A 12316-nucleotide genomic window follows, 5' to 3' on the forward strand; every position below is an offset into this window, starting at 1 on the left:
CCCCCCACTTAAATTTCGATAAATTTTTAAGGTAAGACGCAGAATTTTATCTCACTCGCCTTGGATAAAATTTTATCTCGTTTGCTAAGGACAGAATTCTATCTCGCTTGCCTGGATGAAATTCGATGAAATTCTACGCCGCCTCCCCGTGAGCAACTAGAAAATTTAAACACCGGACACCATTAAAAACAATCTGTGATAAAATTTAAATCGCCTATTTAGTTGTTCGTTTTTATGTATAATTTAAAATTTACACACGAGATAAGTGCCGTGTTACCGATAGTAACTGCACTTTTAAAAATTTAAGACGATTTGATTTGGAATTTATAAAATTCCCGCCTCATTTTTGTATCATAAGCCAAATCCAAAAAAGGAGTATCTATGGAAGAACACAAAGTGGAATTACGCAACTCCCGCTTACAAGGGCCGCTAGACTCAGACGTAGACGAGCTGGGTTTAGACAGGCTCACCGACACCGTGCCGTTTCCTAAGCGTGGCGTAATTATCATGGCGATTGCCGCTGCTGTGGGTTTTGCGCTATATGCCACGTTACCGTTTGAGCCCAATGTCAAAAAAGGCCTTGCGCTGCTTGCTTTCATCGCAATTATGTGGCTTACAGAGGCCGTGCATATCACGGTAACCGCGCTTATGGTGCCGGTGCTTGCGGTAGCTATCGGACTTGGTAAATTCGCTAAAGATGGCACTTTCACGGCTGCCACCATCAAAAGCACGCTTGCGAATTTTGCAAACCCTACGATCTTTACCTTTTTCGGCGGCTTCGCGCTGGCAACGGCTCTGCATATGCAAAAGCTAGACAAAAAGATCGCGATGTGGCTAATCGCCCGCGCAGGCGGTCGCTTGGGTGTAGCTGCGATTTTAATCTGCCTTGCTACGGCGATCCTTTCGATGTGGGTTTCAAACACCGCAACTGCTGCGATGATGCTTCCGATCGCACTTGGAATTTGCGCCAACATGGACGAGAGCAAAGATCGCGGCACGCTCGTGTTTTTGCTTTTAGGCATCGCGTATTCTGCAAGTATCGGAGGTTTGGGCACGCTCGTGGGCTCACCGCCAAATTTAATCGTGGCTCAAGCCTTGCACTACAGCTTCGCGGACTGGATGAAGGTAGGTTTGCCGCTAATGTGCGTGATGCTACCGATAATGCTTGTGGTGCTTTATATAATTTTCAAGCCGAATTTAAGTCATAAAATAGAGATGGATCTGGAGCATATCCCTTGGACGCGCGAGCGCATTATTACTATCGTCGTATTTGCTCTAACAGCGCTTGGCTGGATATTTTCAAAGCAAATTTCAGCCCTTGTGGGCTTTAAAGTGGACGATGCTTACGTCGCCATCTGCTCGGCAGTCGTAATCGTCATACTAGGACTTGCCAAGTGGCACGACATCGCCGAAAACACCGAGTGGGGCGTGCTGCTACTTTTTGGCGGCGGACTTACGCTAAGTGCGGTTTTAGGCGATTCTGGAGCTTCTAAGGTGCTTGGCGATCTAGTCGCGCACACTTTCGGCGGAGCGCCTACTTACATCGTACTTTTGGTAACGGCAGTTTTCATCATCTGCCTTACGGAATTTACGAGCAATACCGCCTCTGCTGCACTTTTAGTACCAGTATTTGCGGGAGTAGCAGCGCAAATGGGGCTGCCAAAAGAAACTCTTACTATAGTAATCGGTGTGGGCGCAAGCTGCGCTTTCATAATGCCGGTAGCGACGCCGCCGAATGCTTTGGTTTTCGGCACGGGACGCATTCGCCAGGCGGAAATGGTACGAAGCGGCGGAATTCTAGCGATATTCTCCGCGTTTTTGGTTTCGGGATACGCGTATATTTTTTACTCGTAAAATTCCGTCAAAATTCTATAGTCCGGGTATCTGCTCGGACTAAATATATTTATAAGATATATTTTTAAACTCCTAAATTTTCGGAATCTTTATAAAAAAATTCTAATTTAATACTATTTTAATCAGTTATCTGTATAATACGCATATCTTACGGAAAGAAGAATTTATGGATTTTGATTTTATAGCTAAATTTAGCCCGATGTTCATAAAGGCGGGAATTTTAACGCTAAAGCTCGCATTTTACGGGATTTTACTATCCATCATCATCGGCTTTATCTGCACGCTGATAAAATATAAAAGATTGCCGCTACTAAGCCCGCTTGTGAGCGCGTATATCGAGCTATCGCGTAACACCCCGCTTTTAATTCAGCTATTTTTTCTATACTACGGCCTGCCGAAGCTAGGCGTTCAAATTTCGGGCTTTACCTGCGCGATCGTAGGTCTTGCATTTTTGGGCGGAAGCTATATGAGCGAGAGCTTTAGGCTCGGTTTTGAGGCGATAAAAAAATCCCAGATCGAAAGCGCGATGAGCCTCGGTCTTAGCGAAGCACAGATAGTATTTTACGTCGTGCTGCCGCGCGCCTTTGCGATCGCCCTGCCCTCCATCAGCGCAAACATAATCTTTCTGCTTAAAGAAACCTCGATCGTTAGCATCGTAGCGCTCGCCGATCTCGTTTATGCCGCAAAGGACGTGATCGGGCTGTATTACAAGACGAACGAGGCGCTATTTATGCTAAGCGTTTCGTATCTGATCATAATCCTGCCGCTTTCGCTAGCGCTTACGCTGCTTGAAAAGCGCCTTGCGTATATGAGAGGCTAGCGATGGAACTCTTAAGCGGCGAAAATTTAATCAGGCTTCTTGGCGGGCTTGGGGTCACGCTGCAAATCGCGCTTATCTCGATCGCGGTTTCACTCGTACTAGGCTTGGTACTTGGAATTTTAATGGCCTCCGGGCGCAGAGCTTTATACATTCCGCTTAAAATTTGCCTGGAGATCGTGCGTATCATGCCGCCCATCGTTTGGCTATTTATCGTATATTTCGGCGCGAGCAAGGCATTTGGCATCCACATCTCAAATATCGCGGCTTCGATCATCGTCTTTAGCATCTGGGGCGTTTTTGAGATGATGGATCTGGTGCGCGGCGCCGTGCTTAGCATACCCAAGCATCAGTTCGAAAGCGCCGAAGCGCTCGCATTTAGCAGATCTCAAATTTATCTCTATGTCATCCTGCCGCTTGCGATGAGGCGTCTGGTGCCCGCAACGATAAATTTATTCAGCAGGATGATAAAAACAACCTCGATCGCCGTACTAATCGGCGTCATAGAGCTCGTCAAGGTCGGACAGCAGATCATCGAAGTGAATGTCTTCCGCGATAATTACGCGCCGCTAATCATCTACGGAGCGATATTTTTCGTATATTTTTTGATCTGCTATCCAATCTCGGCGCTTTCGAAAAAATTAGAAAACAGGTGGAGCTGATGGGAATTTTAGAACTTCATAAAATCAATAAATTTTACGGCGAGCTGCACGCGCTAAAGGACGTCAGCCTTAGCGTCGCGCAGGGCGAAGTCGTGGTAATCCTAGGCCCTAGCGGCTGTGGAAAAAGCACCCTACTTCGCACGATCAACGGGTTAGAGCCGGTACAAAGCGGAAATTTTATAATCGAAGGCGAGCGGATCGATCAAAATTTCACAGACTGGCGCAGGATCAGGCAAAAGATCGGCATGGTCTTTCAAAGCTACGAGCTTTTCGATCACTTAAATGTGCTGCACAACATAATCTTAGGCCCGATGAAGGTACAAAACGTCCCGAAAGAGGAAGCGATAACTCTAGCACGCGAATGGCTAAAGATCGTAGGTCTTGCGGATAAGGAGAACTCCTACCCCAAAGAGCTTAGCGGCGGGCAGAAGCAGCGCATCGCGATCGTACGAAGCCTTGTGATGAAGCCCAAGATCATGCTTTTTGACGAGGTTACCGCGGCGCTTGATCCCGAGATCGTGCGCGAGGTGCTCGACGTAATGCTAAATCTCGCCAAAGAGGGGCAGACGATGCTAATCGTAACGCACGAGATGGGCTTTGCGCGCGCCGTAGCCGATCGCATAGTTTTTATGGACGACGGGCATATAGTGGAGATTAACGAACCGGAGGCGTTCTTTACCGCTCCAAATAGCGAGCGCGCGAAGAAATTTCTAAATATGTTCGAATTTAAAAAATAAATTTTAATAAAGGAGAAAAGATGAAAAAAACGCTAAGCACGCTTTTTATCTTAGGTGCGTTATTTTTCGCAGGCTGCAACGACGAGGGCAAAGGCTCCTCAAATTCCGCGCAAGGTTCCGCCTCGCCGCAAAGCTATATAGACGGAGTTAAAAAGCGCGGCGTAGTAAGGATCGCCGTTTTCGGCGACAAGCCGCCGTTTGGCTACATTGACGAGACGGGCAAAAACGCGGGATATGACGTGTATTTTGCAAAACGCATCGCAAAGGAGCTCTTAGGCGATGAGAGCAAGGTGCAGTTCGTGCTCGTAGAGGCCGCTAATCGCGCGGAATTTTTGGCGTCGGATAAGGTCGATATCACGCTTGCAAATTTCACCGTCACGCCGGAGCGTAAAGAGGTCGTGGATTTCGCGCTACCGTATATGAAGGTAGCTCTCGGCGTCGCGAGCAAGGACGGCGATATTACCGACGTTTCGCAGCTTAAAGACAAAACGCTTTTAATCAACAAAGGCACGACCGCGGATCTGTATTTTACGAAAAACCATCCCGAGATCAAGCTTTTAAAATTTGACCAAAATACCGAGACTTTTGGTGCGATGCTGGATGGCAGGGGCGACGCAATCGCGCATGATAATACGCTTTTGTTTGCATGGACGAAATCGAACCCGGGCTTTAAAGTGGGTATCCGCTCGCTGGGCGATCAGGACGTCATCGCGCCTGCGGTCAAAAAGGGCAACGACGAGCTTCGCAAATGGCTTGACGATCTAATCGTGAAACTCGCGGACGAGAAATTTTTCCACGCCGACTACGACGCGACGCTCGCGCCGATATACGGCGACGACATCAAGGCTGACGACGTCGTAATCGAGGGCGGGAAGTTATAAATTTAGATTTGCCGTCTAGTTTAGCGGGCGATCTCACTAAGCCCCGCAAGCTCGCAGCGACGCTGGCGCCGTAGCTTTACCAAAACGGCGTCCATAAACGCCCATAGGCAGCGAGCGCTTTTATAAGCTAGCTAAATTTATCGATCTAGCGGCAAAGTTTTGCTCTCGCACGACAAATTTAGCCGAGCCAAAATGCAGCCTAGCGCGGATCGTCGCGGCAAAATTTAAGTCGCGCGCGGCGGCATAAAATTTCAAGCGATAGTAGAATTCTAACACAAACTGCTCGTGCGATAAAAATTTATATCGCACGAGCAGTGATAAATCGCGAGCGGCCGCTCGCTAACGGAGCGGGAATTTATAAAATTTATCGGCTCAAAGCGACTTGTAAATTTGCGCGCGGGCTAAATTTCCGTACCGATCTAAAAGCCAAGCGCATAAGCCGCGCAACGCATACATTTCCACATTCAGCTACACAGCGCATTTGTACCGCTAAGCCTACGATCCCGCGCGCTTTGTCTGCATATCTGTGTGTCGCCAGAGCCGTATGCAGCAGCAGCCTCCGTCATACTCCACAGCGCCGCCGCCTGCCTCATTCGCTCCAAATTTTACGGTTCAAATTTAGCTCGCTCACGATGCCTACAAGCGCGCCGATCTCATCTACGTAAAGCTCTATCGTAGCGTCCTGCTTTAGCGAGCAGTCAATTCTAGGCTCGAAATTATCGCGCCAGGTCTCGATCGCCACGTAAATTTTATCCTCCCTTAGCACCGCGTTTATCTGCGAGCCCAGCCTTAGATAGACCTCCGTCAGTCGCTGCATCAAAAGCGGCGTCAAAGCGTATCTGGCACCCACCTGATCGGTCGTATAGACGTCGAAAAACTCCTCAAATTTCACGTCGTCCATATTCGCTCGCTGCCCGTATTTGCGCAGATTTCGCGAGTTTTTATGACATACCCGCACCTCGCAGTTAAGCCTTTTGTGAAAGTCCGCGACGAAAAGCACTCCTTGAAATTTTACGTCGGTGCGAGTGCCGTTTTTGGTGCGCACTTTTTCGGCGGCGTAAAAGTCGCTAAAGCTAACCCGCACGCCCTGCACCTCCCCGCTCATCATATCCTCGCTCGATTGCTCGTTTATGTAGCAGTCGTAAATTTCAAAAAACTCATCCGTCCCCAGCCCGCCGCTTTCATCGTAACTAAGCTCGAAGCTTTTTGCGATGCTCGCGACGATCCTGCTTTTAAAATTTGATCTGAAATTCCGTCTTTTGCTCGCCGTCAAAAGAGCGCTCACGATGCCGTAAACGGAGATGCCGAAAAATACGCCGGCCGCCGCTTCGTCCCAAAAGCGCGCCACCAGCGCGCCCACGCCGGTCCCTACGGCAACGGCGACGAGATTAGCCTTTTTCACCGCTTTTTGCAGCGCCGCGCGCTCATCCTCCAGGCTCTGTAGATCGGCTAGAAAGTTAAATTTTGATCCGCCCGCGCCGCCTTTCTCGCCCCCACCCTCACCTTCGGCGGCTTTGGGCCCAAACCTCTCGTAAGTAACGCTCATACGGCTATCGCTGTCTTTACAGCCGCTATCCTCGCCCGCTTCGGCTTTTAATACCCGCCCTTCGTTTATATCGGTGCTTAAAATTTGCCCGTCTTGCGCCGCGCCCTGCCCTAGCGCGCCTGTATTTTGCGCCGTGTTTAAGTCGCTAAATTTATCAAAATTTGCGCGCTGCGTGCCCTCATTTTTGCCAAAGCTTAAGCCGCAAAATAGACGGTAGAGCAGTCCGTTTAAAAGGGGAAAGATGATGAAAAGCGCGATTATAAGCCAGTTTGTATCAAATGAGACGGGTTCCGCCCTGGTATTTAAAAACAAGTAAAGTCCGAGCAGCAGCAGGGTTATCAAAAATGAGACGAGCTTGCTAATGCGCGCGAGCTTTTCGCGCCGTTTTTCAAGCAGGTAAAGCTCCTCTAAATCGCCGTTTCTATCCATAATCCGCCTTTTGTAGCGCATTTAAGCGCCGGTTTTTGCCGCGCGTAAATTTAAACGTTCGCGCGCCACAAGTTTGATCGCCGCTAAATTTAGCGCAAAGCTCGCGCCCTGCTGCAAAATTTTAAAATTTGCTCCGCCGCTTTAAATTTTAAATTTCGTCTTTGTTGAACTGCAGCTTGCTTAATGCGGGCAGACCTTTAGCGCCTCTTTTAGCCGCCCTAGCCCGTCTTTTAGCAGCGCCCTAGAGGTCGCGATATTTAGGCGCAAAAATTTCTCGCCGCCCTTACCGTATTGCGCGCCGCAGGAGAGATACAGCCCCGTTTTTTCGCGGATGAAGCGCGCAAGCTCCGCGCTATTCTGCGTATAAGCGCCCGCATCGAGCCACATCAGATAGGTCGCGTCTTGCGGCACGACATGCACCTGCGGAAGCTCGCGCGCGATAAATTCCGCCGCGAATTTGCGATTTTCGCTGAGGTATTCGCGCAGCGCGTCCAGCCACGGCGCACCCTTCGTAAATGCGGCGATCGCACCCTGCACTCCAAAAAAATTCGGCTCGGCGATGTCATCGGAATTTAACGCCTTTGAAATTTTATGACGTAAGCGCTTATCTGCGGCAAAGACCGCCGCGCTTTGCAGCCCCGCGATGTTAAACGCCTTCGTGGGCGCGATTATGCTGGCCGAAATCCTCTCGCAGCTCTTGCTTGCCGCAGCAAATGGCGTGTAACGCACGCCCGGCTCGGTCAGATCGCAATGCACCTCATCGCTAAGCACCGTAACGCCGTGCTTCTCGCACAGCTCGCCGATGCGGGCAAGATCGTCTCTGCTAAAGGTGCGGCCGACCGGATTGTGCGGATTACAAAGGATAAAAAGCGTCGTCTGCGGTTCGGCAAGCTTAGCCTCCAAATCCTCCCAATCGATACTATAATCGCCGTTAGCATAGGCAAGCTCATTTTCCATAGGCACGCGGGCGGCGTTTTTAATGCAGTAGTAAAAGCAGTTGTAAACGGGGCTCATCAGCAGCACGTTTTCGGCGGGCGAGGTGAGCTTGCGGATGATCGAATCAATCGCAGGCAGCGTGCCGCCGGCATAGATCAGCCACTCCTTTTGAATTTCATAATCGTGGCGCGCGAGCCACCAGCCTTGATACGCGCTGCGCCATTCATCATCTACAAGCGAATAGCCCAAAACCCGCTCGTTCAGCCGCTTTTGCAAAGCCTCGATGATCTCGGGCGCTACGGCGAAATCCATATCCGCAACCCACATCGGAAGCTCATTCTCGCCTACGTCCCATTTAAGCGACTTCGTGCCGCGGCGGTTTGGCAGAGTGTCGAAGTCGTATTTCTCCTTGCCACTTATAAAATCAAAAAGTCCCATCTTACGCCCTTAATTCAGTAATAATTTCAGTTTTAGACGCGTCCGTTGCGCCGTCTAGGATCAGCTCGCCGATGCTTGCCGCGCGAATTAGCCCGCTGCTTGGATTTTTGACGCTATCGATTGCGCCTTTTACCTCGGCACGGACGTCGCTGTATTCAAACGCCAGCGTCGTATTTATCAGCTCGCAGTCTTGCAAGAGTAAATTTTGCATATAGCAAAAGCCCTGCAGGCTCTCGATCTTGCAATTTTTCAGCGTTACGTTTTTGGAATTCCAGCCGAAATACTCGCCTGCGATGAAGCAGTCCTCGACCACGATATTTTCGCAGTTCCAAAACGCGTCCTTGGATAGTAGCTTGGAGTTTTTGATCGTTACGTTTCTGCAGCCGTCGAAGCAGTAATCCCCGAAGAGCGATAGATTTTCGATGCTTAAGTTTTCGCAATCAAGCCCGAAATACGCGCCTTTTGCGGTGACGTTTTTTAGCGTGACGTCGCTACAGTGCCACAAGGTCTCCTGTGCGTCGTGAAATTCTACATTTTGCAGCGCGGCATCTTTTACGCGACGAAGCCCCTTGGGCGCGCCGTAGAGGCAGTCTTTTAGCACTACGCCGCGGCTATACCAGATCCCTGCGCGCGCGACCTCGTCGAATAAGCAGTCCTGCGCGCGAATGTTTTCGGCATACCAAAACGGATATTTCCACTCAAATTTACAGTTTTGCGCGACGATATTTGCGCTGTGTTTTAGCGGCGACTCGCCCTCGCCGAAGACGGAATTTTCGATCCGCAGATCCTTTGCGCAAAACAGCGCGCGCTCGCCGCTAAAGTGCTTTTGTTTTAATATTTGCATGGCTTTCCTTAGATTTAAAATTTGCTTCAGATTATACAAGGAATTTCAAAATTCCGCGTAGCTTGGGTATATGAAATGCGACCGAATTTTAAAAATTTTAAAATTTAAAGGCGGCTAGGGGCTAAATTTGACGCGCATCGGTAGTGGTTACGAAACATATGCAGCGAATGCGCGGCGAATCGCCGCGCGTTTATAAAGGCGTTTTTGTAAACGCCCTAATGAAGCGCGCCTAGATCACTACGGCTATTCGCGTATTCGTTTAGGCGCCCGTATCTGCCTGCGACGCGCGTCGCCCAAAAGACGTATAAAATTTATCGCAAGCGACGCCTTATAAAATTTGTAAAATTTTCTACAATCAACGTGCAAGTTCCCCTAAAGCGTCGTGTCTGAAAAAGCGCAAATTTTACCCCGCGAACAAACGGGATGCGTCTAATGCTCGTGGTGATGCAAATGGATGTCTTCGCCGCGGTCTCGATCCGTAGCACGCTTTCGCAGATCAAAATACACAAAAAGCCCGCTAGGCTCGCCATCCTCGTAAATTTCAAGTTTGTAGCGCATTACGGCGTGCGTGCACACTGCAACATCAAGCGTCGCTTCATAGCCGTCTGCGCTGCGCTTTAGCGGGAATTCCGCATTGCCCATATTCATACTCACGCCCGAAATTTTAACGCTCGGATTTTTCAGCTCACGCGAAATTCCGCTTATTTTTAGCTCGTTTGCTCCCGCTTCGATCGGATGGCGCGCTACGCTAAAGAGCGCCTTCTGCCCGCCCGCGTTAGTCTCGCAGTCCTGTGCGGCTAGATTGCAACCCAGACGCGTCCTTATATCCTTAAATAATGCATCGCTCTCATCCGCGCCAAATCCCAAAGTAGCGGCGAAAATCAAGCTAAAACGTAGAGCCTTTATCATTATGATCCTTTGTAAATGAAATTTGTGCGTAATTTTAGCAGAAAATTCCGCGCCTATTAAAAATATTTATTAAAATTTTAGCTAAAATAATAATATCTTTTACGAAAGGATGAAAAATGGCTGAGTTTTTAATCAAAGACGCCAAGGACGGCTGCAAATTCGATCTACTTTATGACGGGCACGTGCTATGTACCTCCGAGGTTTACACGAGCAAGGTCGCTTGCAAAAACGGCATCGAAAGCGTCGCAAAAAACGCCGCGCTAAATAAGATCGAGGATCAAATCACGGGCGGAGAAAAGCTAAACAATCCGAAATTTGAGCTTTACACCGATAAAGCAGACAAGGTTCGCTTTCGCCTAACGGCTAGTAACGGACAGATCATCGCCGTTAGTAAGGATTTTGAGGCTAAGGCGGACGCCCTAAAAGTAATAGAGCTTATCGTAAAACAGGCCCCGAAAGCCAAGATCAAGGAGGCATAAATGGATATAAACGGACTTGTAAATATGGTCTATGCGCTCAAAAGCGATGATAAAAATTTAAGAGAATTTCAAAGCGGTCCGGTCGCTTTTATCGAAAAATTTCTAGGCGTGGACCTGCCCGACGATCAGATAAATGCGATAATTGCGGGCATCAGTTCAAATTTTTTAAGCAAAAACGAAAGCGGCGGATCTGGCTCGTTAGGCTTGATGCTGGGCGGACTTTTGGGCGGCGGCGAAGACGTGCAAGCAAACGCTGTCGATAGCAAAGGCGTAGATTTTAGCGCGCTGATCGGCAAAATCGCAAGCGCCAAGCTCGACCTCAACGGCGACGGTAAAATCGATATTAACGACGCAAGTAGCTTTTTGGGCGATCTTTTAGGAGGCGGCGCAAACGGCGAAGACAAGGGGTTAAGCTTAGGCAGTCTGCTAAAAACGTTTAAAATTTAAACGAGCTAAATTTCAAACGCAGGCCGGATTTTGCGCGGCGATGTTTAAATTTACGGCGCGCTATTTTAATCCGTGCCTGCGTACTACGGCGCTCGCGTGGAAGGTTTAAATTTGCGCTGCATTGCGTACGAGGCATTGAGTTTAAGCAAAACGAGCTTAAATTTATAGCCAGCGAGACGGCATTGAATTTAAGCCGCTTCTTTGTAGCATTTTATTTATGCTGCCTCGGCAGAGCGCCCTGCTCCGCTCTTTTGATCGCCCATATTGAGCTAAAACAACCACAAACTCTGCTTTAAATTTTATCTTTGCTCTTTAACGTCCGCTTTAAATTTAGTCGCTCTTTGACTCCGTTTTATTTTACCGCCCATTCAAATGCCCGCACAGCGCGCCATAGTATATCGTCGAATTTCATCAAAATTTTAAAAACGGCTATAAATTAAGCGTGAAAGAGTTCGCCTAAAAAGGATATATTTTATTTCTATTTACTGTTTAGGTAGTATAATCGTCCTTGTCCGACAAGATAAAACCTCCTTTTTGTATGAAGCCCGAGTTTAAAAGCTTGGGCTTTTTTTATGCCCGAAATTCTGCTATAATCCCGCCAAAAACTGCAAGGAAATTTTATGCTTTCACATATCGACGAAAACAATATGCCGCGCATGGTGGATGTCGGCGCCAAGGATGATAGCGAACGCGTAGCCACCGCTAGCGGCATCATACGAATGAGTGCGGAGGCGTTTGCCGCCGTCAAGCAAAACACGGCCAAAAAAGGCCCGGTGCTTCAAACCGCCGTCGTTGCCGCGATAATGGGCGCTAAAAAGACGAGCGAACTCATACCAATGACCCATCCGCTTATGATTACTTCGATTAAAACAGACATTGAGGAGCTTGCGAGCGAGTGCGCGTTTAAGCTTTTCGTAACGGTAAAAATCACGGGCAAAACCGGTGTCGAGATGGAGGCGCTAACGGGCGTGAGCGTGGGGCTGCTGACGATTTACGATATGCTAAAAGCGATAGATAAATCGATGCAGATTACCGACATCGTGCTGCAACGCAAAGAGGGGGGCAAGAGTGGCGTGTATATTAGGGGCTGAAAAGCCCAAAATCGACTATCCACTCTTTTGGGAATACAAAGTAGTCCTAGACGCGACTACCCAAAAGCGCGAGCAGATCGATGAAATTTTAAAGGGCGAAGATTACAAAATAGACTTTTCGCGCTTTTCAAACGGCGGCAAATATATGAGCTTCAACGTAAGCGTTTTCGTCAAGGACGACTTGCATCGAAACGAAATTTTCGAGCGCTTAAAAGCCCACTTTAAATATGTATTGTGACAGGAGAT

14 protein-coding genes are annotated in these 12316 nt (G+C 48.7%); 9 read left to right on the top strand and 5 right to left on the bottom strand.

Annotation, left to right across the window (positions count from 1 at the left end; genetic code table 11):
* Positions 1-507 precede the first annotated feature (507 nt).
* From Q0537_RS05265 to Q0537_RS05285, 5 genes are all read left to right on the top strand, one after another.
* The gene (locus tag Q0537_RS05265) at positions 508-1854 is read left to right on the top strand and encodes a DASS family sodium-coupled anion symporter (protein ID WP_298102400.1); all 1347 of its coding nucleotides are present in this window, start codon (positions 508-510) and stop codon (positions 1852-1854) included.
* Positions 1855-2020: 166 nt separating this feature from the next.
* The gene (locus Q0537_RS05270; protein WP_299225674.1) at positions 2021-2674 is read left to right on the top strand and encodes an amino acid ABC transporter permease; all 654 of its coding nucleotides are present in this window, start codon (positions 2021-2023) and stop codon (positions 2672-2674) included.
* Between the two features lie 2 nt (positions 2675-2676).
* Positions 2677-3333, top strand: coding sequence for an amino acid ABC transporter permease (locus Q0537_RS05275; RefSeq protein WP_297897210.1), 657 nt, complete (start codon positions 2677-2679; stop codon positions 3331-3333).
* Positions 3333-4070 carry an amino acid ABC transporter ATP-binding protein gene (locus Q0537_RS05280; protein WP_297881210.1) on the top strand — a complete coding sequence of 246 codons (738 nt, stop codon included), beginning with the start codon at positions 3333-3335 and terminating at the stop codon, positions 4068-4070. The genes Q0537_RS05275 and Q0537_RS05280 overlap by 1 nt, the downstream gene beginning before the upstream one ends.
* Positions 4071-4090: 20 nt before the next feature.
* A complete protein-coding gene (locus Q0537_RS05285; protein WP_299225678.1) occupies positions 4091-4951 on the top strand; it encodes a cysteine ABC transporter substrate-binding protein in 861 nt (286 codons plus the stop codon).
* A gap of 464 nt (positions 4952-5415) precedes the next feature.
* Here Q0537_RS05285 and Q0537_RS05290 read toward each other — a convergent pair whose 3' ends face one another.
* From Q0537_RS05290 to Q0537_RS05310, 5 genes are all read right to left on the bottom strand, one after another.
* The gene (locus Q0537_RS05290; protein ID WP_299225681.1) at positions 5416-5544 is read right to left on the bottom strand and encodes a hypothetical protein; all 129 of its coding nucleotides are present in this window, start codon (positions 5542-5544) and stop codon (positions 5416-5418) included.
* Entirely contained in the window at positions 5541-6926 is a 1386-nt protein-coding gene (locus Q0537_RS05295) for a DUF3137 domain-containing protein (protein WP_299225684.1), read from the bottom strand. The genes Q0537_RS05290 and Q0537_RS05295 overlap by 4 nt, the downstream gene beginning before the upstream one ends.
* Positions 6927-7106: 180 nt before the next feature.
* Positions 7107-8300, bottom strand: coding sequence for a MalY/PatB family protein (locus Q0537_RS05300; RefSeq protein WP_299225687.1), 1194 nt, complete (start codon positions 8298-8300; stop codon positions 7107-7109).
* Position 8301: 1 nt separating this feature from the next.
* On the bottom strand, positions 8302-9144 hold the full coding sequence (locus Q0537_RS05305) for a DUF3737 family protein (RefSeq protein ID WP_299225690.1): 843 nt from the start codon (positions 9142-9144) through the stop codon (positions 8302-8304).
* A 429-nt stretch (positions 9145-9573) separates the two neighbouring features.
* On the bottom strand, positions 9574-10053 hold the full coding sequence (locus tag Q0537_RS05310; RefSeq protein ID WP_297904142.1) for a hypothetical protein: 480 nt from the start codon (positions 10051-10053) through the stop codon (positions 9574-9576).
* A gap of 116 nt (positions 10054-10169) precedes the next feature.
* On the opposite strand from Q0537_RS05310, the gene Q0537_RS05315 reads away from it, so the two are divergent.
* From Q0537_RS05315 to Q0537_RS05330, 4 genes are all read left to right on the top strand, one after another.
* Positions 10170-10532, top strand: coding sequence for a DUF1508 domain-containing protein (locus tag Q0537_RS05315; RefSeq protein WP_299225693.1), 363 nt, complete (start codon positions 10170-10172; stop codon positions 10530-10532).
* Positions 10533-10979 carry a hypothetical protein gene (locus tag Q0537_RS05320; RefSeq protein WP_299225696.1) on the top strand — a complete coding sequence of 149 codons (447 nt, stop codon included), beginning with the start codon at positions 10533-10535 and terminating at the stop codon, positions 10977-10979.
* A gap of 620 nt (positions 10980-11599) precedes the next feature.
* Positions 11600-12070, top strand: a complete 471-nt coding sequence (moaC, locus tag Q0537_RS05325) for a cyclic pyranopterin monophosphate synthase MoaC (protein ID WP_299225698.1) — start codon at positions 11600-11602, stop codon at positions 12068-12070.
* Entirely contained in the window at positions 12048-12308 is a 261-nt protein-coding gene (locus Q0537_RS05330; RefSeq protein ID WP_298986954.1) for a DUF493 domain-containing protein, read from the top strand. The genes moaC and Q0537_RS05330 overlap by 23 nt, the downstream gene beginning before the upstream one ends.
* The last annotated feature ends 8 nt before the right edge of the window (positions 12309-12316 follow it).

The organism is uncultured Campylobacter sp., from assembly GCF_938017775.1.
GTDB lineage: Bacteria > Campylobacterota > Campylobacteria > Campylobacterales > Campylobacteraceae > Campylobacter_B.